Source organism: Pseudomonas lactis (genome assembly GCF_001439845.1).
GTDB lineage: Bacteria > Pseudomonadota > Gammaproteobacteria > Pseudomonadales > Pseudomonadaceae > Aquipseudomonas > Aquipseudomonas lactis.
This window is the reverse complement of record NZ_JYLO01000003.1, coordinates 238,636-260,018: the sequence shown is the minus strand read 5'-3', so window position 1 is coordinate 260,018 and position 21,383 is coordinate 238,636. Positions and strand designations below refer to the sequence as shown.

The window sequence follows — 21,383 nt, the reverse complement described above, 5'->3', positions numbered from 1 at the left end:
CAACTATGTATCTGGTGTGTGGTGAAGCGCTGTTTGATTTCTTCAGCGAGGAGGATGCCAGCGGGCAGGCCGCCAAGCTCAATTACAAGGCGATTGCCGGTGGCTCGCCGTTCAACGTGGCGGTGGGTTTGCGCCGCCTGGGGATCGAGTCGGGGTTCTTCGCCGGCCTGTCCACCGATTACCTTGGACGGCGCTTGCAGCAAGTACTGAAAGACGAAGGTATCAGCGAACGCTTTCTGGTTGAGTTCGACGCGCCGACCACCCTGGCGATGGTCGCCGTGGGCGCCAACGGCTCGCCGCAGTACAGCTTTCGCGGCGAAGGCTGCGCCGACCGGCAATTGCAACTGACGCACCTGCCGCCCCTGAGCGATGAGATTCGCGGGCTGCATGTGGGCTCGTTTTCACTGGTGGTACAGCCCATTGGTGACACGCTGCTGAGCCTGGTCAAGCGTGAAAGCGGCAAGCGCCTGATCAGCCTCGACCCCAACGTGCGCCTTAACCCGCAGCCCGATATTCAGCTGTGGCGTGCGCGCGTCGCAGAGCTGGTGCAACACGCCGACCTGATCAAGGTCAGCGACGAAGACCTGCACCTGCTCTACCCCGAACAGACACCGGAAAGCGTGCTGCAAGGCTGGCTGCAACACCGTTGCCAATTGGTGTTCCTCACCCGTGGTGGCGATGGCGCGTCGGTGTTTAGCCGTCAGCATGGCACCTGGTCGCAACCTGCGGTCAAGGTGGTGATGGCCGATACGGTGGGCGCTGGTGATACCTTCCAGGCGGCGCTGATTGCGTGGCTGACGGAACAGCAGTTGGATTCAGTTGACGGGCTGCAAAACCTGAGCCGCGAGCAGATCGACGCCATGCTGGGTTTCGCGATTCGGGCTGCCGCCCTGACCTGCGGCAAGACAGGGCCGGACCTGCCCTATCGTCACCAATTGGATTGAGGCGAGCGGGCAAAAAATCAAAGTGCCAGCATGCAGGCCACGTATTCCGTGGCCTGCGCGTCATGTACAAAAAAATTGCGCTACTGAAAAACTGTGCTAAACCCAAAAACAGGAGCAGTTATTACAACAAACCTAGGACACCCCCATGCAAAAGCCCAGTGGTTTCTCGACCCGGGCCGTTTTAGCTGTCGGCCTCATCTCATTGCAATACATGATCCCTCAATCCTCCCACGCCGCCTGCGTTCTCACCCCGGGAACCGGTAACGACACCTACACGTGCGACAGCGGCAGCAGTCCCGGCTTGACCGATCTTTCCGGGGATAACCGCCTGAACCTCCCTGCGGGCGGCACCGGTACCATCAACGGTAATGTCACCTTTGGCCCTGGGGTCGATGCCGTGCGCATCGACTCGGGCCTGATCACCGGTGTGGTGCAACAAGGCGCCGGTATCGACGATTTCCTCATGACGGGCGGGCAGATCCTGGCCCTGTTCCAGGGCGATGGTCTCGACACCTTCAGAATGGAGGGCGGCACCATCGTCGGTGCTTTTGAGGACGGCGATGTGGCCTACCAGAGCGGTGGCACTATCGGTCGGGTCAATATGAAGCTGGATAAAAACTTCTATGAAATGACCGGGGGGACCATTGAAGGCAACTTGGTCACCGGCTTTGATGTCGACACGATCCGCATGTTAAACGGCTTCATAGGTGGCAACATCAGTACCAGCGGCGGCGATGACAGCATTACCGTCAGCGGTGGCGTGATCAATGGCGAGATTCGCGCCAGCGTCGGCAACGATACGTTTAACTGGCTGGGTGGAGGCCAGATCAACTCGTCGGTATTGATGGGTGATGGCGACGACACTGCCCTGCTCCGCAACCTCAGTGAAAGCCTGCTGGCCAGTACGCCGTCGGTCGATGGCGGCCTGGGCAACGATCAACTGACCTTCGATAACACCACCTCCAGTACGCCCGCACGCTATGTCGGCTGGGAGACGGTCAACCTCGACAACGCCTCGCGCTTTGACCTGGCCGGGGATTTTTTCCTTGGCGACAGTGCGAGCAATACCGGTACGTTCAACATCGATGGCAGCAGCACGCTGGCCGTGACCCAAGGCGCTATTCGCCCCTATACCGCAGGCCAATTGGCAACGCTGAACAACGCCGGCACGATCGACATGACCGGCGACAACAGCGCGACCAGCGTCTTGACGGTGCATGGCAACTACGTAGGCAACAACGGCCGGTTGCATCTGCAAACCGTACTCGGCGATGAAAACTCGGCCACCGACAAGCTGGTGGTTTCCGACGGCAGCATCAGTGGCCACACGCAACTGGGCGTCAGCAACCTCGGCGGTGCCGGTGGGCTGACCCAGAACAACGGCATCGAAGTGGTCCAGGCGCTCAACGGCGCTGTCAGCAGCACCGATGCGTTCGCCTTGAACGGCTCGGTCTCCGCCGGGGCCTATGAGTACATGCTGTTCAAGGGCGGCGTTACCGCCGGCACAGAAAACAACTGGTATCTGCGCTCCTCGTTGGTAGCGGTGCAACCGCCGGCCGTTCCCTCCGTGCCGCCGCCCGTTGTACCGCCGGTAGCGGTGGCGCCCATTCCACCCACTGCGCCAGTGGTCGGCCCCGATGAGCCGCCCGTGGAGCCGCCCACCGCACAGCCGGTGGCACCGATCAAGCCGCCCGCGCCACCGCCCAGCCCAGTCGCCGCAGTCACGTCACCGCAATCGGCGGCCAGCAACCCTGTGCTGCCAAGCGCCGTGGCCGGTGCGGCGCCTATTGCACTGTATCGCCTGGAGGTGCCGGTCTATTCAGTGGACATCCCCGCTGCGCAGGTAATGACGCTGCAAGCCCTCGGTACCTTTCATGAACGCCAGGGCGAGCAAAGCCTGCTGACCGAGACCGGTGCAGTGCCGGCAGGTTGGGCCCGCGCCTATGGCAGTGACTTCAACAAAAGCTGGTCGGGCACGGTAACGCCGAGTTTTGACGGCACGTCCAAGGGCTACCAGGTCGGCCATGACCTCTATGCCAGCGAAACCGGCGGTGGGCAGACTCAACGCTTTGGCCTGTTTATCGGCCAGAGCCGCCTGCGCGGCGACGTAAAAGGGTTTGCGCTGGGCTGGCAGGACCATCGCGCCGGGCGGATCAAACTCGACGGTGACAACTTCGGCGCCTACTGGACCCTCACCGATCCCACCGGCTGGTACGTCGACCTCGTCGCCATGGGCACCCGCCTGGACGGGGACAACAAGTCCGATCGAGGAGTGAAGATGGACATCGAGGGCCACGCCTTGACGTTATCGGCCGAAGCCGGCTACCCGATCACGCTGTCCGAACATTGGGTGGTGGAGCCACAAGCCCAGGTGATCGGCCAGAAAATCGACCTGGATAGCCAGCACGATGGCATCTCCAAGGTCTCCTTCGACTCTCAGGAGTACTGGACCGGCCGCCTCGGTGCACGCCTGAAAGGCCGTTATCTAGTCAGCAACATGCCCGTGGAGCCGTACCTGCGGGCCAATGTCTGGCACACCTTTGGCGGCAGTGACACGGTGACGTTCGATGATGTGGACCGGATCAAGAGCGATCACAAGTCCTCCACCGCCGATATTGGCGCCGGCGTCGTGGCTCAATTGTCATCCGCGGTCAGCGCATATGTGGAGGGCAAATATGGAACCGGGCTGGACGACAATAACTTTGAGGGCGCCAGCGGTAGTATCGGCGTGAGAGTGAGCTGGTAAAGGTGAAGTCTTGTCAGCGTTGGGCCTGGCACATACCAGGCCCACGGTCTCAATTGACCCTCAAGCGATCAACTAGTGATAACCGCGCCCGCCTGCTCGTTGCAGGACCGGTGCGTGGTTGTGCCTGAGGTCCTCACGCAACCCGGTGATCAGGTTGCAAATGGCTCGACTGCTGTCGAGTTTGTCGGCGTTTATACCTTTGACTTCCAAATCCACCCGGTCGCGGTCGCGCTCGTCGTAGACTTTAATCGTCAACGACGCATCCTCGGCTTTGGTGCACTCGCACCGTTTAGGCAGGAAACTTCCTTCAATAATGCTGCGAAGCTCTAGTTCTGAAAGCATGGCTAACCTCTCCTTTTTTGAGACTGCCAACAGTTATATGTATCCGACAGGCACTTGCCTGCCACGTCTTGCCAACCCTAGAAGACGCTTTCAATCAGTAAGCCTACTCGGCAAAAACCGTGGTGGTTGTAACCTTTCCTCATAAGCAAACCGCTTGCTCATATTAAAGAAAACGGCCTGTTCGGCATCATCGCCGAACGACATCGATTAAACGTTTAACCCGCAGCGTGGGGGACAGGCGTTTATGTGGAAATCCTTTTTTCGGCAACATATCGCAACCAATCAGCCCACCACCGTTAAGCCGACGGAGGTTTGCGATAACCATACGAAACATATACGATTCGTATATCAATTAAACACAGTGAACCTTATGGGCATCGTCAAGATCACCGATCAGCTGCACGAACAACTGCGCCTGGCCAGCGCCGCCATGGACCGCTCCATCAACGCCCAGGCCGAGTTCTGGATCAAGATCGGCCTGCTCGCCGAACTCAACCCGCACCTGCCTTACAACGAGCTGATCAACAAGCTGTTGCTGGACAAACCCGACCTGATCCGGGGGCGTAGCTGATGATCAAGACCCCCGCACAGTTGGCCGTAATGCGTGAAGCCGGGCGCCTGTTGGCGCAGGTCTTCGACATGCTCGACGGCTTCGTCGCCGCCGGCCGCTCTACCCTGGAGCTGGACAGCGCCGTCGAAGCCTTCATCCGCAATGACCTCAAGGCCCGCCCTGCCAGCCTGGGGCAGTACGACTACCCCTTCTGCATCAACACCTCGATCAACGAAGTGGTGTGCCACGGCATGCCCAGCGCCAAGCAATTGCTCAAGGACGGCGACATCATCAACATCGACATCACCCTGGAAAAAGGCGGCTTCATTGCCGACTCCAGCAAGATGTACATGATCGGCAACGTGACGCCCAAGGCCAGGCGCCTGGTGGACATGACCTTTGAGGCTATGTGGGCCGGTATCCGCCAGGTCAAGCCCGGCGTGCGCCTGGGCGATATCGGCCATGCGATCCAGAGCCACGCGCAAGCCAATGGCTACAGCGTGGTGCGCGAATACTGCGGCCACGGCATCGGCCGGCAAATGCACGAAGAACCGCAAATCCTGCACTTCGGCCGCCCCGGCACCGGCCTGGAACTGCGCGAAGGCATGGTGTTTACCATCGAGCCGATGCTCAACCAGGGCAGCGCCAAAACCCGCAGCCTGAAAGACGGTTGGACGGTGGTCACCAAGGACAACAGCCTCTCGGCGCAATGGGAACATACCGTGGCGGTGACGGCGGATGGGTTTGAAGTGCTGACCTTGCAAACCCCTCAAAACCTTCACACCCTGTAGGAGCGAGCTTGCTCGCGAAGGCCTCAAGGACCACGCGTTAAACCAGGCTACCCACTTCTTCGTTGACGTTTTTCGCGAGCGAGCTCGCTCCTACAGTGGACTTGGCTTCCAGCTCGCGCACCAGCGGCAATACACGTTTACCGAAATACTCCACTTCTTCCTGGAAGTGCAGAAAGCCTGCGAGCACCAAGTCCACCCCCACGGCCTTGAGTGCGACGATGCGCTCGGCGATCTGCTGCGGCGTGCCGATCAGGTTGGTCTTGAAGCCATCGTTGTATTGCACCAGGTCCTCAAAGCTGGACTTGGCCCAGTTGCCCTCGCCCTCCGGCGACGCCTTGCCTGCTTGCCTGGCCGCGTCACCAAAGGCATTGACCGCCTCCGGGTCGGCTTGGTCGATGATCTGCGCCAGCACCGCCCGCGCCTCCTCCTCCGTGTCGCGGGCGATCACAAAGGCATTCACCCCCACCTTCACCGAATGCTGGTTGGCAGCGGCCTTGGCGCGAATATCATCGACCTGTGCCTTGATGCCTTCGGGCGTATTGCCATTGGTGAAATACCAATCCGACACCCGCGCCGCCATGTCCCGCGCCGCCCGCGAACTGCCGCCCTGGAAGATTTCCGGTTGGCCCACGGGCTTGGGCTTGAGGGTGTAATGGTTGAAGCGATAGAAGTCGCCCTTGAAGGTGAAATCGTCCTGGGTCCAGATGCCTTTGAGGGCACGGATAAACTCTTCGGAACGTCGATAGCGCTCATCATGCTCCAGCCAATGCTCGCCAATGGCCTGGAATTCGCCCTTGAACCAGCCGCTGACGATATTCACCGCAATACGGCCATTGGTGAGTTGGTCGATGGTCGCCAACTGCTTGGCCGCCAACGCCGGTTGCCACGGCCCGGGCAGAATCGCCGCGATGACCTTGAGGGTGGTGGTTGCCGCGAGCAACGCATGGCTGAACGCCACGGATTCATGCTGGTTTTCGGCGCCGTAGCCTGCGGTGAAGCGAATCTGGGTCAAGCCATACTCAAAGCCCGCCGCCTCCGCCAGTTGCGCCAGTTTGCGGTTGTACTCGATGCCCCAGTGGGTACGCTGTTCAATCTTGCTGACGACCAACCCACCGCTGACGTTGGGTACCCAATAGGCAAATTTCACGGCTTGCTGACTCATCGGACGGTACCTCGCACAGGGGATGTACCAGTGCTTACGCAGCAAGCGTGCCAGGGGCAGGCAAATGCCCGTAGCCTGGGGGTTGCGGGAAAAAAGCGGGATTGACGCGATGGCTTGCCAGTGTCCGGGATCGCAGCAGTTTGTGGATCTGCTGTTGCTGGAGCAACAGTTGCGACCAGCACCAAGCGTACCCACGATGCGAAGCGAGTAGCTCTTGATCTTGATCTGCTTTTGATCTCAGGCGCCCCGTTAAACCACGCTGGCCGGAATTCGACAGGGATTTGGGGGGTAAACCGGCAGGGATGCCGGTTTAGCCGCCCCGCGCCATGGATGGCGCGTGGCGGCGGCCCCCCAAATCACTGGCGGATTACGGGCACACCGAGCCCAGGCGAGGTGCCGAGTGGTGGGGCAAGAGCGCTTTGCTTACTTTCGCGCTTTTCGAAAGTGAGCCGCCGTCAGGGCGGAACCCTAAGTGGCCGTTACCGCAGGAATGGATATGTACTCGGTATAACGGTGTCGACTGTGAGGCCGCCTTCGCAGGCAAGCCAGCTCCCACATTTGGATCGTGGGGTGTCAGGCCACGTACTCAGAACGCCAACTTGTACCCCACCGCCATCAACATCACCGCCAGGCACGGCCGCAATACCCCATCGGGAATCTTACCCGTCATATGGCTACCCACGTAGATCCCCGGCAACGACCCCATCAGCAAAAACCCCAGCAAATGCCAGTCCATATTCCCCATGCTGGCATGGCCCAGGCCCGCCACCAATGTCAGGGGCACCGCATGGGCGATCTCTGTGCCAACCAGACGCCGCGTGGCCAGGAACGGATACAGGATAAACAGCGCCACCGTACCCAGAGCGCCCGCGCCGATCGAGGTCAGCGCCACCATGGTGCCAAGAATCGCCCCCGTCACCACCGTCAGCGCATTGAGGTTACGCGGGCGCAGATGGTAGGAATCACCAGCATGACGCTGGGCAAAAGCCAACAGGCTTTTCTTGAACAGGATCGCCAGGGCCGTCAGCAGCAATACCACGCCAAGGGCCTGCTTGATCACCGCGTTCATCGCGCTGGGGTCGGTGTGCAGGCTGGCCAGGAACCATAACGTCAGCAACACCGCCGGTACGCTGCCCAGGGTGAGCCAGCCAGTGATGGTCCAGTCGATATTCTTGTTCTTGCTGTGCACCAGCACGCCACCGGACTTGGTAATGGCGGCGTACAGCAGGTCGGTGCCCACTGCGGTGGCCGGGTTGATGCCAAACCACAGCAGGATCGGGGTCATCAGCGAACCGCCGCCCACCCCCGTCATGCCCACAATAAAACCCACGATCAGGCCGGCAACCACGAAACCAATATTACCTACATCCATTCCAGCTACCCGTGGCCTTATAAATTTCTGGCCGCAGGATAGCGATTTTTCTTATAACCACTTATACCGATGCGATCTGAGTTTATGCATTTTTGGAATCTAAGATTTTTTTTGCCAAGAACTGCATCCAAAGGGCGGGCCTGTGCCGTAGTCATCAGCGTAACCCTGCTGTTCTACCCAATGGAGAAACACCATGAACGCTAAAACACTGCTGTGCTTGACCGGTCTGCTCATCGCCGCACCGTCGGCGTTTGCCCAGGCGGGCCTGCCGGACAGCATCAAGGTGCCGGATGGCCACAAGCTGGCGATGCAAACCACCGGCGTCGGCGAAATCACCTATGAATGCCGCGACAAGGCCAACGCCGGCGGCCAGACCGAGTGGACCTTCGTCGGCCCCAAAGCCGTGTTGAACGACCGTAACGGCCAGCAGGTCGGCACCTATTTCGGCCCACCCGCCACCTGGCAGGCCAAGGACGGCTCGACCATCACCGGCACGCAATTGGCCGTGGCACCGTCGAGCCCGGGTAACCTGCCTTATCAACTGGTCAAGGCCAACCCGGCCGAGGGCAAGGGTGCGATGAGCGGCGTGACCTATATCCAGCGGGTTGCGCTCAAAGGCGGCGTCGCTCCCGCTACCCCCTGCACCACGGCGAACAAAGGCGCCAAGGAAGTGGTGAAATACCAAGCGGATTACCTCTTCTGGGCCGCCAACTGAGCAAACTCAGCTACGCTGGCCAGGTAGGCGCGAGCAACCTCGCGCCTACCACGCGTAGACGTCTCCTCAGTGGCAGGAATTCTGGTTTGGCTGAAATCATCTTTGATTATGAAGTGTGCCTGTTAGCCTGCGCCCGCGGCGATCAACGCGCCCTGCACCAGCTCTATGAGCAGGACAGCAGCCGTTTGCTCGGTGTGGCATTGCGCATTACCCGCAACAAGGCCCTGGCCGAGGACATTGTGCATGACGCCTTTATCAAGATCTGGCATGGCGCGCGCAGTTTCGACCCCCTGCGAGGCTCCGCACGGGGTTGGGTGTTCAGCGTGACCCGCCACCTGGCCCTGGACGTGGTACGCAGCGCCGGACGTGACGTGCCGCTGGACGATCAGTACGAACCGCTGGCAGAGCCTGCCCAGGCTATCGAGTTTGCCGCACGCTCCGGGCAGATCCACCAATGCCTGGAACGGCTCGACCCGACACGCCGCACCTGCATCCTGCACGCCTATGTGGACGGTTACTCCCACAGCGAAATCGCGCAAAAACTCAGTACCCCGTTAGGCACGGTCAAAGCCTGGATCAAACGCAGCCTCGCCGCCTTGCGCGAGTGCATGGCATGAACGACAGCCTGGATGAATTGGCCAGCGAATACGTGCTGGGGACCCTGCCCGCCGAACAGCGCGCGCAGGTTCAACAACGCCTGGCCCATGATGCGCCGCTGCGTGCAGCGGTGGATGCCTGGGAGCAGCGCCTGTTGCCTCTGGTAGCGCTGGCACAACCGGTACCGCCTTCGGCACAGCTGTGGCGGCGTATTGAACGCCGCATCAAAGCCCCCGAAACGAGCGTGACGTGGTGGAACCTGCTGGCGTTCTGGCGCGGGCTTTCTGCCGCGGGGGTGATGGCAAGCGTGGTGCTGGCGGCTTTATTACTGACGCGCCCGCCCCTGCCCGCACCCAGCTTCGTGGTGGTGCTGATGGCGCCACAAAGCCAGGCACCGGGCTGGGTGGTGCAGGCCAGTGATAATCAGCAGATCCAGTTGATTCCACTGGGGGTGATGGAGATTCCCGCTGACAAAGCCCTGGAGTTCTGGACCAAAGGCGATGGCTGGCAGGGTCCCGTTTCATTGGGGCTGGTAAAGCCGGGGCAGACCTTGTCGATACCCCTGGACAAGCTGCCGCCGCTGGCGCCGAACCAGTTGTTTGAACTGACGCTGGAAGGGCCCAATGGCTCGCCCACTGGCAAACCCACCGGGCCAATTCACGGGATTGGCCGTGCAGTCAAAGTGCTTTGATCACGAAAGGTTAGGCAGCCACACACGAAACCGCGCCCCGCCCAGGGGCGACGCAAGAGCCGTCAAGGTGCCGCCCTGAGCCTCCAGGGCGCGCCGGCTGATCGCCAGGCCCAGGCCAAAGCCGCCGGTGGCGCGGTCGCGGCTACGGTCCAGGCGATAGAACGGCTCGAAGATGCGCTCGCGCTGGTCCGCTGGTATACCGATGCCATCGTCGTCCACCCAGATTTCACAGCCTTTAGGGCATACGCGCACGCCCACCTGGATGCGCTTGTCGCAGTAGCGCGTCGCGTTGCGCAGCAGGTTCTGCAAGGCTCGGGCGGTAAGGCGCGGGTCGAGGCTGAAGCGCTCCACAGCGCAATCGAGCACCACATCGATGACGATATCGGGGTTTTCCAGCTCATCGTCGACGCTGCCCAACACGCTGTCGATAAACTCATCGAGCGCCACCTCTACCCGCTCGGGCAACTGCGCCGGGTTTTGCAGGCGGCTGTAAGACAGCAATTCCAGCACCAGCTCATCCAGCTCCCGAATATGCGCCACCAGGCTTTGCAAGCGCTCCCGGCTGGCCGGGGGCATGTCTTCGGAAAGCGCCAGGGCCAGGCCGAAATCCAGGCGGGTGAGCGGCGTGCGCAGTTCATGGGAGACCGCATTGAGCAAGTCGCGCTGCTGGTTCAAAAGACGCTCGATGTCGTCGGCCATCGTGTCGAACACCGCCGCCAGGCCGCCGATGCTGGAGCTGGGTGCGAGCCCCGTACGCGCCTCCAGATGGCCCTTGCCCAATAACGCGGCGGTACCCTTCAAACGCTCCAGGTCACGCCAGTGCGGACGCAGCCACACCAGCAGGCACGCCAGCAAGGCGGCGCCGACCAGCACGTTCATCGACCAGTACAACAGGTTCATGTCCAGCGGGTCTGGCGGCACAGTCAACTTGACTGCGAACTGCTGGTTGATCGGCGAACTGATTTCTTCCATCCAGCCCCATTCGCCCAGGCGGATCACTGGCTTGCCTTGCTCCAGTAGCTGCTCTTCCTCAGGGGTATAGCGGGCGTCCTGGCGCAGCAACAGTTGCACCTTCAGCGGTGCAAAATCGTGGCTCAATTGGTCGGTCACCTGGGACCAGCGCTCCACCGGCGCCCGCTGGTACTGCTTGACCATGAGCTTTTGCAGGCCACGGGACTGTTCGATGTTGTAGTCCATGTAACGGTGTTCGAACAGCTGGATCACCAGCTTGGGAATCAGGTAAATCGCCGCACTGTAAGTGACGATGGTGATCAGGTAGAGGCGCAGCAGTACGCGAAACATGCTTCAGCATTCCCACTCGGAACGGCTGAACAGGTACCCCTTGCCCCACACCGTCTTGATCTTGCGCGCCTCGCCCGCATGGTCGTCGAACTTGCGCCGTAGCTTGGAGATGGCCACGTCCACCGAACGGTCGGTGCCGTTGAACTCGATACCGCGCAGGCGTTGCAGGATCTGATCGCGGCTGAGCACTTCGCCAGCATGCCGGGCCAGCACCACCAGCAGGTTGTATTCACCGCTGGACAGCTCCACCGCCTGCTCGCGCCAGGTCACGGTGCGCTCGGACAAATCAATGCACAGGTTGCCCATGACGATCTGGTCGCTGGCCACCTGGGGTTCGGACAGGCTGCTGCGCCGCAGCAATGTGCGCACCCGGGCCAGCAATACACGCGGCTCGCAGGGTTTGGTCACATAATCGTCGGCGCCCATTTCCAAGCCCAGTACCTGGTCGTGGCTGTCATCGCGGGCGGTCAGCATCAGGATCGGCAGGCCCGCCGAATCGGCGCGCAGCAAGCGGCACACCTGCAGGCCGTCGAGGCCCGGTAGCATCAGGTCGAGGATCACCAGGTCCGGTGGGTTCAGGCGGGCGCGTTCACGGACATGGTCGCCACGGCTGAGCACGCTGACGTGGTAGCCATTGCGTTCCAGGTAGCTGGCAATCAGCTCGGAGAGTGCGGCGTCGTCTTCCACCAGGAGGATGTTGGGCATGGTGTTTCCAAATAATGCGGTTTGTTGGTGTGTTGCAGGATTGTGCAAGGATATACGCCCCCGACGCCACGTGCGCCGTACCTTACACTTCTTCACAGACCCGCTACACAGCTTCACAGCACCACGGCGCAGGTGCCCCTAGGATGCGCCAGTCAATATTGGGATAAGAGCATGTCGAAGAATCTATTTGCGCCGTTTTGCCTGTTGGCCCTCACACTGGCGCTGAGCGCGTGTGGTCAGTCGGCAGACGAGGCGCCACAAATGCCCCTGGCCAAAGTGCGGATCGAAACCCTGCAGGCCAAGCCCCTCTCTATTACCAGCGAACTGAGCGGGCGCATCGCCGCACCGCGTATCGCCGAAGTCCGCGCGCGGGTCGCCGGGGTGGTCATGCAGCGGGTGTTCAACGAAGGTCACGATGTAAAACAAGGCGACGTGTTGTTCCGTATTGACCCGGCGCCGTTCAAGGCCGACCTGGACAGTGCCCAGGCCAACCTGAGCAAGGCCGAGGCCAATGCGTTCCAGGCGCGCCTGCAAGAACAGCGCTACAGCCAACTGGTGGAAGGCAATGCCATCAGCGGCCAGGAATACGACAACGCCCGCGCCGCCTTGCGCCAGACCAACGCCGAAGTCGCCGCCAACAAAGCCGCCGTCGAGCGTGCCAAGCTGAATTTGGGCTATGCCACCGTAACCGCGCCGATTTCGGGGCGCATCGGCCGCGCCCTGGTGACCGAAGGCGCACTGGTGGGCCAGAACGAGGCGACGCCGCTGGCGATTATCCAGCAACTGGACCCGATCCACGCCGACCTCACCCAGTCCACTCGTGAGCTGAACGACCTGCGTCGTGCGTTTCGTGCCGGCAGCCTGAAGCAGGTCGGCCAGGACCAGGCCAAGGCCACCTTGATCCAGGACGACGGCAGCCAGTACCCGTTGCCGGGTAAATTGCTCTTCGCTGACATCAGCGTCGACCCCGGCACCGGGCAGATCATCCTGCGCAGCGAGTTCCCCAACCCGGACCTCGACCTGCTGCCGGGCAGCTTTGTGCGGGTGCGCGTGGAACAGGCCGTCGACAAGCAAGGCCTCAGCGTGCCGCAACGCGCCATTACCCGTGACAGCGCCGGTATCCCAATGGTGTTGTTGCTGGATGCCGAGCAGACCGTCAGCCAGCAACCGGTGGAGTTGGGTGCGGTGATCGACAACCGCTGGATCGTCACCAGTGGCCTCAAGCCCGGCGACCGCATCATCGTCGAGGGCCTGCAACACGCACGCCCCGGTGAAAAAGTTGAAGTGGACGACAGCCCGCTCGTAAAGGAATAACCCGTCATGCCGCAGTTCTTTATTGACCGCCCGATCTTCGCCTGGGTGGTGGCCCTGTTTATCCTGCTAGCGGGCTTCCTGGCGATCCCGCAATTGCCGGTGGCGCAATACCCCAACGTCGCGCCACCCAAGGTGGAAATCTACGCGGTGTACCCCGGTGCCTCGGCCCAGACCCTGGATGAGAGCGTGGTCAGCCTGATCGAGCAAGAGCTCAACGGCGCCGATCACCTGCTGTATTTCGAATCCCAGAGCAGCCTGGGTTCGGCGACGATCACCGCGACCTTTCAGCCGGGCACCGACCCGGAAATGGCCCAGGTGGATGTGCAGAACCGCCTCAAGGTCGTCGAGCCGCGCCTGCCCCAGGCCGTGACCCAGCAAGGCTTGCAGGTGGAAAAAGTCTCCGCCGGTTTCCTGCTGCTGGTGACCCTGACCTCCAACGACGGCAAGCTCGATGACGTCGCGCTCAGCGATTACCTGGCGCGCAACGTAATGAACGAGCTCAAGCGCCTGGACGGCGTCGGCAAGGCCCAGTTGTACGGGGCCGAACGCGCCATGCGTATCTGGATTGACCCGCAGAAGCTGATCGGTTTCAACCTCACGCCGGCCGACGTCAACGCCGCGATCAGTGCCCAGAACGCCCAGGTCTCAGCGGGCAGCATTGGTGATCTGCCAGGTACCCCCAACCAGGAGATCACCGCGGCGGTGCTGGTCAAGGGACAACTTTCGACCCCGGCGGAGTTCGCCGACATCGTGCTCAAGGCCAACCCCGACGGTTCTACCGTGCGCATCGGCGATGTGGCGCGGGTGGAAGTCGGCAGCCAGGAGTACCAGTTCTCCACCCGCCTGAACGGCAAGCCGTCTACCGCCGTCAGCGTGCAACTGTCGCCCGGCGCTAATGCATTGAGCACCGCAACGCTGGTGCGGGCGAAGATGGACGAGTTGTCGCGCTACTTCCCCGCCAATGTGGAATACAAGATCCCCTACGACACCTCGCCCTTCGTGAAGGTCTCGATCACCAAGGTGGTCTACACCCTGCTGGAGGCCATGGCGCTGGTGTTTGCGGTGATGTTCCTGTTCCTGCAGAACGTGCGCTACACCTTGATTCCTACGCTGGTGGTGCCGATCGCGCTGATGGGCACCTTCGCCACCATGTTGCTGCTGGGTTTCTCGATCAACGTGCTGACCATGTTCGGCATGGTGCTGGCCATCGGTATCCTGGTGGACGATGCGATCGTGGTGGTGGAAAACGTCGAGCGGATCATGGCCACCGAGGGCCTGTCGCCCAAGGACGCGACGAAGAAAGCCATGGGCCAGATCACCGGGGCCATCATCGGTATCACCCTGGTGCTGGTGGCGGTGTTCCTGCCGATGGCGTTCATGCCAGGTTCTGTAGGGGTGATCTACCAACAATTCTCGCTGTCAATGGCCACCTCGATCCTGTTCTCGGCGTTCCTGGCCCTGACCTTGACCCCGGCCCTGTGCGCCACCTTGCTCAAGCCGATTGCCAAGGGCGAGCACCATGCCAAAGGTGGTTTCTTCGGCTGGTTCAACCAGCGCTTTGACCAACTCACCAACCGCTACGAAGGGTGGGTGGCCTATGCCCTCAAGCGCAGCGGCCGCTACTTGCTGATCTACCTGGTATTGCTGGTAGGCATGGGCCTGTTGTTCAGCCGCCTGCCCTCCTCGTTCCTGCCGGTGGAAGACCAGGGCTACACCATCACGGATATCCAGTTGCCGCCGGGGGCCAGCAAGAATCGTACGGTGCAGGTGGCCGAGCAGATCGAGGCACACAACGCAGGCGAGCCAGGGGTGGGTGATACCACCATGATCATGGGCTTCAGTTTTTCCGGTTCCGGGCAGAACGCGGCGCTGGCGTTTACCACGCTCAAGGATTGGTCGGAACGTGGCATTGATGACTCGGCTGCCTCGATTGCCGATCGCGCCAACATGGCCTTCAGCGAACTCAAGGACGCGATTGCCTACGCAGTCCTGCCGCCACCGGTCGACGGACTGGGCACATCCAGTGGTTTTGAGTTCCGCCTGCAAGACCGCGGTGGCGTCGGCCACGCCGGGTTGATGGCCGCCCGTACCGAATTGCTGGACGCTGCAGCGAAAAGCCCGATCCTGGCCAACGTGCGCGAAAGCGCCCTGGCCGAAGCACCGCAAGTGCAGCTGGAAGTCGACCGCAAGCAAGCTAACGCCCTGGGCGTTTCGTTTGCCGACGTGGGCAACGTGCTGTCCTCCGCTATCGGTTCGGCATATATCAACGACTTCCCCAACCAGGGCCGCATGCAGCGCGTGGTGGTGCAGGCCGAAGGCGACCAGCGCAGCCAGGTGGCCGACCTGATGAAGATCCACGTGCGCAACAACGCGGGGAAAATGGTGCCGCTGTCAGCCTTTGTCGAAGCCAAGTGGACCCAGGGCCCAACGCAGTTGACCCGTTACAATGGCTACCCGGCCATCGCCATCAGCGGTGAAGCGGCGCCGGGGCACAGCACGGGCGAGGCCATGAACGAGATCCAGCGCCTGGTCAGCCAATTGCCTGCCGGGCTGGGCCAGGAATGGACGGGCTTGTCGTTGCAGGAGCGCTTGTCCGGCTCCCAGGCACCGCTACTGTTGGGCCTGTCGTTGCTGATCGTGTTCCTGTGCCTGGCCGCACTGTATGAAAGCTGGTCGATCCCCACCTCGGTGTTGCTGGTGGTGCCGCTTGGCGTGCTGGGCGCAGTGTTGGCCGTGAGCTTGCGCGGGATGCCCAACGACGTGTTCTTCAAGGTTGGCTTGATCACCATCATCGGCCTGTCGGCGAAGAACGCGATCCTGATCATCGAGTTCGCCAAGGACCTGTATGACCAGGGCGAGGATTTGATCGACGCCACCTTGAAGGCGGCGCGTTTGCGGTTGCGGCCGATCATCATGACGTCCCTGGCGTTTATCCTCGGCGTGGTGCCACTGGCGATTGCCACCGGGGCCAGCTCGGCCAGCCAACAGGCGATTGGCACCGGTGTGATTGGCGGGATGATCACGGCGACATTGGCGGTGGTGTTTGTGCCAGTGTTTTTTGTGGTGGTGATGAAGCTGGTGCGCAAGCGCCATAAACCAAACTGATCAACGCCGCAGCGAAAGGTGGTGGCTTGCAAGGTGTAGCCGTCCATCGACGGTAACCACGATGCGAAGCGAGCCGCTCTTGATCTTGCTCTTGATCTGCTTTTGATCTTAGGCGCCCCGTCAAACCACGCTGGCCGAACGCAGGCTTGAATTCGTGGGTAACCCGGCAGGACGCCGGGTTAGCCGTCCTGGGCCAAGGATGGCCCATGACGGCGGCCCACGGATTCAAGCCGGAGTGAGGGCACACCGAGCCTAGGCGAGGTGCCAAGTGGTGGGGCAAGAGCGTTTTGCTTACTTTTGCGCTGTTCAAAAGTAAGACGCCGTCAGGGCGGAACCCTAAGTGGCCGTTACTGCAGGAATGGATATGTACACGGTCCAACTGTGTTGACTGTCAGGCCGCCTTCGCGAGCAAGCCCGCTCCCACGCAAGCCCGCTCCCACAGGGTTATTGAGTGCATTCATGATCAGGTACACCCGAATAAGCTATGGTGCTCACACATAGTTCTTTGTGAGCCACCATGCCCTTCCTCGCCCGCACCCACCCTCGCCTCTCATCAGCCGCCGTACTGGGCCTGGCCGTCGGCCTGCTGGTACCGGCCGACACCCTCGCCAGCAAAATCCTCATCGGTTGGAACGCCGGGGTCTGGACCTACCTTGTTTTGATGCTGTGGCTGACCATTCGCGCCAAGGCCGAGGACGTCAAGCGCATTGCCGAAGTCGAAGATGAAAACGCCGGTCTGGTGCTGTTCATGGTGTGCATCGCCGCCATCGCTAGCCTGGCCACCATCACCTTCGAACTGGTGGGCAGCAAGGACCTGGCGGCTTCCGAGCGCCTGCTGCACTACGGCTTTACCGGGCTGACGGTGATCGGCTCCTGGCTGCTGATCGGGGTGATCTTCAGTGTGCATTACGCCAGGCTCTATTACACCTGGCCAGGCAAGGAACCCGCGTTGCGTTTTGCCGAAGGCTTGCTCACGCCCAACTACTGGGATTTCCTGTACTTCTCCTTCACCATCGGCGTCGCGGTACAAACCTCGGATGTGGGCGTCGCCACCCGTGGCCTGCGCAAGGTGGTACTGGGGCAGTCGTTGATCGGTTTTTTATTCAACACCGCCATTCTCGGTTTTTCGATCAACATCGCCGCCGGGTTGTTTGGCTAGACTGCACAAACCTTCTAGACGCCCACCCGGCGTCTGCCGCTAATAGCCCTTCACTTTTAACCTCGGTGTTGTATGCCCGCGCGCAATTGGATCGACCTGTCCCAGGACGCCGACACCGGCATCGAGACCCTGCGCGCGCATTTCGAAGGCCATGCGTATGACCCCCATTGGCACGACAGCTATCTAGTAGGCGTGACCGAACAAGGCGTGCAGCAATTCAACTGCCGGCGCATGCGCCATGACAGCGTGCCGGGGCAGGTGTTCCTGCTGGAGCCTGGGGAACTCCACGACGGCAATGCCCCGACGGTCGACGGCTTCACTTACCGCATGCTCTACCTCGATCCACAGTGGCTGGAGCGGGAAATTTCCAGTGTCTTTGAGGAGGCACCCGCCCATCATCAACTGAGTTTCGCCAGCACCTTGGCCATCGATCCGCGCCTGGCTCTGGCCACAAGCCACGCGTTTCAAAGCTTGCATCACGGTGAATTGCGGATCGTGCGGCAAAGCGCGCTGGATCAGTTACTGGAACGCCTCACCGGCCAGCTCTACTGGCGCATGCGCTACCGCGATGACCCACGTTTGCCGCAGGTGGCGCACAAGGCGCGGGAATACTTGCACGCCCATCTGCATCAGGACGTGGGCATGGATGAACTCGCACTGGCCTGCGGCGTCGACCGCTTTCGCCTGAGCCGCGCCTTCAAGAGCGCCTTCGGCCTGCCGCCCCACGCGTATCTGGTGCAACTGCGTCTGGCACGGGCCCGGTATTTATTGGCCAAGGGCGACCAACCGGCAGACGTGGCGATGGCCCTGGGTTTTGCCGATCAAAGTCATTTGGGGCGCTGGTTCATGCGTGCTTATGGCCTGACGCCGGCCGCGTACCGCAAGCGCCGCACAAATCTTCCAGACCGGTAACCCGCAGGCTTGTAAAGATGGACTTCCTTGAAGAGTTCACTGGAGTCCCCCGCTATGCTGTCCACCTTCGTGCCTTTCATGCTGTTCGCCTTTGTCGCCTCCATCACCCCCGGCCCGACCAATATCCTGGTGCTCAGCAACAGCGCCCGTTACGGTTTCAAGGCTGCGCTGCCAATCATCATGGGGGCTTGCGTTGGGGCATCGGGGATTGTGCTGCTGGTGGGTTGCGGTGTGGGTCAGTCATTGGTGCAACTGCCCAACGTGCAAACGGCGATGCAGTGGGCCGGTGTGGCTTGGCTGAGTTACCTGGCCTGGCAGATCTTCAGGGCGCCAGCCCAGGCCATCAATGCCGATGACACGCAAAAACCCTTGGGCCTGTTGGGCGCCGCGGCCCTGCAATTGATCAACCCCAAAACCTGGATGATGGCACTGGCGGTGGTCAGTGTGTTCGCTGGCCAGGGTGGGCAGCGCCAGGTGGTGTACCTGTCCCTGGTGTTTTTCCTGATCGCCTTGCCCTGCCTCGGCGCCTGGGCCTTATTGGGTGCCGGGTCTAGCCGCCTCTTGCGCTCCCCCAGGACCGTAGGCGCATTCAACCGAGTCATGGCCTTGCTGCTGTTGGGCTCAGCCTGGCTGAGTGTGCTGATCTGAAGGCGAAAAAAAGGGGAAGCCTAGCTTCCCCTGTTCGGGCGGATGAATGAATCAAAAGTCGTAACGCACGCCGAAGTTGACACCCCATGGCTGGTCGACGGTTTTACCACGTGTATGCTCGAGGTCCGCATGCAGCTTGACGTTCTGAGTCACCGACATCGCCACACCACCGGCCATTTCAATGCGCGAACCGAATACATCGTTGTTGAAGCGCTCGCCGTTTACCGTGACCTTGTTGTTGTGATTGAACTCATGGGCCAACGCAGTACGCAAGTACGGTTGCAACACACCACCGCTGTCCAGCTGGATACTCTTGCCCACCGTCACGCCTGCCTTGCCCACGACCGAGGCCGAACGGTCACCTTTGGCGTGCAGGCCATTGTCCAAATCGTAACTCTGGGCCTGGGTGATCGCCGCGTTGAGTTGCCCGTAGGGTTCAACGAAGTAACCGTCATCGAGCTTGATATGCCGACCCACTTCCACCGAAGCCCCCACGGCGTTCTGGGTGTAGTTGCCCTTGGCTTTCTTGCCGTCGCTCATGCTCACGTTGACTTCGTTATGCAAGCGGTTGAGCTTGACCACACCGTCGAAATACAGGCCGCTCTCGTCATCGAGCCACGTGGCATAACCGCCCACGTAGTAGCTGTCGACCGTACCGCCACCGGAACGGTTGAGGTCGATATCGGACGTACTGTGACCGGCCATCACACCGGCTACCCACTGCCCGTCGCCACCGTACAGCGGCGTGTCGATACCCAAGGTAAAGCCGCGCTGGTTCTGCGTGTAGCCACCACCATCCTGATTGCCGCTGACCTCGTACTTGTTGCCGTAGCCACGCATCCAGAAACCTTCGTTGTTGCCTTGGCTGAAGCGCAGCTCACCCATGCGGGTACGCAACAAGGTCATCTCGCCGTACAACACCGTGGGCGAGGTGTTGAACAACGCCATTACCGCTTTGGTGCTGTTGCTGGTGCCGCGACGGTTAGGGTCCAGGTACCAGTCGGTATCTTCCTGCTTGAGCCCGTAGCTGTAGGCACCTGCGTCAACCGATCCACCGACCAGGGCAAACTGCGCATCCCCGCCCTCGGTGCTGACCACGCGTATCGGCTCGGCCGTCGCCAACTCTGACCCCGTGGCCGCCAGCAACAGGCTGTGGTTACCTTCGGCGATGCCATTAACGGCGAGCAAGTCGGTCTGGCCGCTGCCAAAGTCCGTGTGCATCACGAACGTGCCATCGCCCGACAGGCTGTCGACATCCAACCGGTAGAACTCATTAGGCCCACCAAAATGCACGCTGCCACCCGCCATTTTCAGGTCGCCGACTTCGCTGTCACCCACCAGTGCCCAGTGGGAGGCGTTGTTCACGCTTAACTCGGCCACGTTTTTCAGCTGGCCGGTCAACCACGAGCCGTTGTTGAGCTGCAACGTGGCGGTGCTGCCCTCCTCGACCACGACGTCACCGAACAAGGTACTGCCGTCGACATTCATGTTGGCGAAGGAGCCGCCGGTAACTTCGAGGATGTTGCCGTTGCCGCCCTTGAGGGTGGCACCGTTGCGCACATCTATAGTTGCATTAGCCGGTGTACCCGCCTTCGAGCTTTCGACCAGAATGGCTGCGCCCGCTTTCCCTTCTACGTATGAGCCATCAAGTATCAATGCAGCTGGCACCTCGGGGCTGCGGTCCATATCCATCCGCACGCCATTGAGCTCACCGGTGATGGAGCTATCGATCGCAATGGCTTGACCGAACAGATACAGGCCCACGCCATTTTCGCCCGTACCTGCAACGTCGGTTTGGTAGAGCGCCAACGCGCTGTTACCACCTACACTGACGCCACGCGTGGTGCCGGTGATGCTGCTGTTGAATACCGAGGCAATCGCCCCCTCGTCACTGCCAATCGGACGAGAAACGACCAGGCCGGTGCCATTAGTGTGGGTAAGTGTGCTGTTCTTGAGTGACAGCGTCCCGCCACTCATGAACACTGCTGCCGGTTGTGTCGCCCGCGCAGTGATCTCGGCGCCATCAATATTCACGTTCGAATTGAATGCCGTGATGTCTTGGGTTTTGCTGCCTGGGTTAACGGTCAAGTTCGCAGACTGTGCACGGATTTGTTTGGTAGTGGCACCTTCCACGGTGAGGCCTGAGCCGGGCTTCAATTCGAAGCTGTCAGGCGGAGGGCCAGGCCGGACGGTTTCATTCGGCCCGGTAACCACTCGCGCTTCGGCTATACCCGACATCAGCACCACTAAAGAGACCGCGTTTGCCTTCAAAGCGAAGCTTAACGGGTTGAGTTTAAAATTGAATATTGACGACATCAGGACCACCCT

At 61.0% G+C, this 21,383-nt stretch carries 18 protein-coding genes; 12 read left to right on the top strand and 6 right to left on the bottom strand.

Annotated elements, in window-relative coordinates; all coding sequences use genetic code 11:
• Nucleotides 1–5: 5 nt before the first annotated feature.
• A complete protein-coding gene (locus TX24_RS06205) occupies nucleotides 6–944 on the top strand; it encodes a carbohydrate kinase family protein (RefSeq protein ID WP_034135494.1) in 939 nt (312 codons plus the stop codon).
• Nucleotides 945–1,089: 145 nt separating this feature from the next.
• Complete coding sequence (locus TX24_RS06200; RefSeq protein WP_057709913.1) at nucleotides 1,090–3,690, top strand: autotransporter family protein; 2,601 nt, start codon at nucleotides 1,090–1,092, stop codon at nucleotides 3,688–3,690.
• Nucleotides 3,691–3,762: 72 nt separating this feature from the next.
• On the opposite strand, the gene TX24_RS06195 is transcribed toward TX24_RS06200, so the two are convergent.
• Nucleotides 3,763–4,032, bottom strand: coding sequence for a DUF1652 domain-containing protein (locus tag TX24_RS06195; protein ID WP_034135492.1), 270 nt, complete (start codon nucleotides 4,030–4,032; stop codon nucleotides 3,763–3,765).
• 370 nt (nucleotides 4,033–4,402) lie between these two features.
• On the opposite strand from TX24_RS06195, the gene TX24_RS06190 reads away from it, so the two are divergent.
• Both TX24_RS06190 and map read left to right on the top strand, forming a co-directional pair.
• On the top strand, nucleotides 4,403–4,603 hold the full coding sequence (locus tag TX24_RS06190) for a ParD-like family protein (RefSeq protein WP_003190946.1): 201 nt from the start codon (nucleotides 4,403–4,405) through the stop codon (nucleotides 4,601–4,603).
• Nucleotides 4,603–5,373, top strand: coding sequence for a type I methionyl aminopeptidase (gene map / locus TX24_RS06185; RefSeq protein ID WP_057709912.1), 771 nt, complete (start codon nucleotides 4,603–4,605; stop codon nucleotides 5,371–5,373). Before TX24_RS06190 ends, map begins: the two co-directional genes overlap by 1 nt.
• Nucleotides 5,374–5,410: 37 nt before the next feature.
• Here map and sfnG read toward each other — a convergent pair whose 3' ends face one another.
• The gene (gene sfnG / locus TX24_RS06180) at nucleotides 5,411–6,535 is read right to left on the bottom strand and encodes a dimethylsulfone monooxygenase SfnG (protein ID WP_057709911.1); all 1,125 of its coding nucleotides are present in this window, start codon (nucleotides 6,533–6,535) and stop codon (nucleotides 5,411–5,413) included.
• Between the two features lie 586 nt (nucleotides 6,536–7,121).
• A complete protein-coding gene (locus TX24_RS06175; protein ID WP_054897461.1) occupies nucleotides 7,122–7,907 on the bottom strand; it encodes a sulfite exporter TauE/SafE family protein in 786 nt (261 codons plus the stop codon).
• A gap of 193 nt (nucleotides 7,908–8,100) precedes the next feature.
• On the opposite strand from TX24_RS06175, the gene TX24_RS06170 reads away from it, so the two are divergent.
• The 3 genes from TX24_RS06170 to TX24_RS06160 all read left to right on the top strand — a co-directional run bounded on the left by TX24_RS06170 (nucleotide 8,101) and on the right by TX24_RS06160 (nucleotide 9,910).
• Nucleotides 8,101–8,622 (top strand): DUF3455 domain-containing protein, encoded by a 522-nt coding sequence (locus TX24_RS06170; RefSeq protein WP_057709910.1) that lies wholly within the window; start codon nucleotides 8,101–8,103, stop codon nucleotides 8,620–8,622.
• Nucleotides 8,623–8,708: 86 nt separating this feature from the next.
• A complete protein-coding gene (locus TX24_RS06165; RefSeq protein WP_003190939.1) occupies nucleotides 8,709–9,239 on the top strand; it encodes a sigma-70 family RNA polymerase sigma factor in 531 nt (176 codons plus the stop codon).
• A complete protein-coding gene (locus TX24_RS06160) occupies nucleotides 9,236–9,910 on the top strand; it encodes an anti-sigma factor (RefSeq protein WP_034135489.1) in 675 nt (224 codons plus the stop codon). The genes TX24_RS06165 and TX24_RS06160 overlap by 4 nt, the downstream gene beginning before the upstream one ends.
• Here the strand turns inward: TX24_RS06160 and TX24_RS06155 are convergent, their stop codons facing one another.
• Both TX24_RS06155 and TX24_RS06150 read right to left on the bottom strand, forming a co-directional pair.
• Nucleotides 9,911–11,212 (bottom strand): ATP-binding protein, encoded by a 1,302-nt coding sequence (locus TX24_RS06155; protein ID WP_003190936.1) that lies wholly within the window; start codon nucleotides 11,210–11,212, stop codon nucleotides 9,911–9,913.
• Nucleotides 11,213–11,215: 3 nt separating this feature from the next.
• The gene (locus TX24_RS06150; RefSeq protein ID WP_003190934.1) at nucleotides 11,216–11,917 is read right to left on the bottom strand and encodes a response regulator; all 702 of its coding nucleotides are present in this window, start codon (nucleotides 11,915–11,917) and stop codon (nucleotides 11,216–11,218) included.
• A 171-nt stretch (nucleotides 11,918–12,088) separates the two neighbouring features.
• Between TX24_RS06150 and TX24_RS06145 the strand changes: the two genes are divergently transcribed.
• The 5 genes from TX24_RS06145 (at nucleotide 12,089) to TX24_RS06125 (ending at nucleotide 19,055) form a co-directional block, all read left to right on the top strand.
• On the top strand, nucleotides 12,089–13,231 hold the full coding sequence (locus tag TX24_RS06145; protein ID WP_047710733.1) for an efflux RND transporter periplasmic adaptor subunit: 1,143 nt from the start codon (nucleotides 12,089–12,091) through the stop codon (nucleotides 13,229–13,231).
• Nucleotides 13,232–13,237: 6 nt separating this feature from the next.
• A complete protein-coding gene (locus TX24_RS06140; protein WP_057709909.1) occupies nucleotides 13,238–16,336 on the top strand; it encodes an efflux RND transporter permease subunit in 3,099 nt (1,032 codons plus the stop codon).
• Between the two features lie 517 nt (nucleotides 16,337–16,853).
• Complete coding sequence (locus TX24_RS06135; RefSeq protein WP_003190927.1) at nucleotides 16,854–17,495, top strand: DUF1345 domain-containing protein; 642 nt, start codon at nucleotides 16,854–16,856, stop codon at nucleotides 17,493–17,495.
• A gap of 72 nt (nucleotides 17,496–17,567) precedes the next feature.
• Entirely contained in the window at nucleotides 17,568–18,407 is an 840-nt protein-coding gene (locus tag TX24_RS06130; RefSeq protein ID WP_057709908.1) for an AraC family transcriptional regulator, read from the top strand.
• 54 nt (nucleotides 18,408–18,461) lie between these two features.
• On the top strand, nucleotides 18,462–19,055 hold the full coding sequence (locus TX24_RS06125) for a LysE family translocator (protein WP_003190925.1): 594 nt from the start codon (nucleotides 18,462–18,464) through the stop codon (nucleotides 19,053–19,055).
• A 51-nt stretch (nucleotides 19,056–19,106) separates the two neighbouring features.
• Here the strand turns inward: TX24_RS06125 and TX24_RS06120 are convergent, their stop codons facing one another.
• Nucleotides 19,107–21,371: an autotransporter outer membrane beta-barrel domain-containing protein gene (locus TX24_RS06120; RefSeq protein ID WP_003190924.1), complete on the bottom strand. Its 2,265-nt coding sequence runs from the start codon at nucleotides 21,369–21,371 to the stop codon at nucleotides 19,107–19,109.
• Nucleotides 21,372–21,383 lie beyond the last annotated feature (12 nt).

Bases quoted from the DNA above. Each gene is read 5' to 3' on its own strand.
- TX24_RS06130 (WP_057709908.1), top strand. From the start codon at position 17,568: ATGCCCGCGCGCAATTGGATCGACCTGTCCCAGGACGCCGACACCGGC.
- TX24_RS06195 (WP_034135492.1), bottom strand. From the start codon at position 4,032: ATGCTTTCAGAACTAGAGCTTCGCAGCATTATTGAAGGAAGTTTCCTG.
- TX24_RS06205 (WP_034135494.1), top strand. From the start codon at position 6: ATGTATCTGGTGTGTGGTGAAGCGCTGTTTGATTTCTTCAGCGAGGAG.
- TX24_RS06145 (WP_047710733.1), top strand. From the start codon at position 12,089: ATGTCGAAGAATCTATTTGCGCCGTTTTGCCTGTTGGCCCTCACACTG.
- TX24_RS06170 (WP_057709910.1), top strand. From the start codon at position 8,101: ATGAACGCTAAAACACTGCTGTGCTTGACCGGTCTGCTCATCGCCGCA.
- TX24_RS06155 (WP_003190936.1), bottom strand. From the start codon at position 11,212: ATGTTTCGCGTACTGCTGCGCCTCTACCTGATCACCATCGTCACTTAC.
- TX24_RS06125 (WP_003190925.1), top strand. From the start codon at position 18,462: ATGCTGTCCACCTTCGTGCCTTTCATGCTGTTCGCCTTTGTCGCCTCC.
- TX24_RS06135 (WP_003190927.1), top strand. From the start codon at position 16,854: ATGCCCTTCCTCGCCCGCACCCACCCTCGCCTCTCATCAGCCGCCGTA.
- TX24_RS06200 (WP_057709913.1), top strand. From the start codon at position 1,090: ATGCAAAAGCCCAGTGGTTTCTCGACCCGGGCCGTTTTAGCTGTCGGC.
- TX24_RS06120 (WP_003190924.1), bottom strand. From the start codon at position 21,371: ATGTCGTCAATATTCAATTTTAAACTCAACCCGTTAAGCTTCGCTTTG.
- sfnG (WP_057709911.1), bottom strand. From the start codon at position 6,535: ATGAGTCAGCAAGCCGTGAAATTTGCCTATTGGGTACCCAACGTCAGC.
- TX24_RS06160 (WP_034135489.1), top strand. From the start codon at position 9,236: ATGAACGACAGCCTGGATGAATTGGCCAGCGAATACGTGCTGGGGACC.
- TX24_RS06140 (WP_057709909.1), top strand. From the start codon at position 13,238: ATGCCGCAGTTCTTTATTGACCGCCCGATCTTCGCCTGGGTGGTGGCC.
- TX24_RS06190 (WP_003190946.1), top strand. From the start codon at position 4,403: ATGGGCATCGTCAAGATCACCGATCAGCTGCACGAACAACTGCGCCTG.
- TX24_RS06175 (WP_054897461.1), bottom strand. From the start codon at position 7,907: ATGGATGTAGGTAATATTGGTTTCGTGGTTGCCGGCCTGATCGTGGGT.
- map (WP_057709912.1), top strand. From the start codon at position 4,603: ATGATCAAGACCCCCGCACAGTTGGCCGTAATGCGTGAAGCCGGGCGC.
- TX24_RS06150 (WP_003190934.1), bottom strand. From the start codon at position 11,917: ATGCCCAACATCCTCCTGGTGGAAGACGACGCCGCACTCTCCGAGCTG.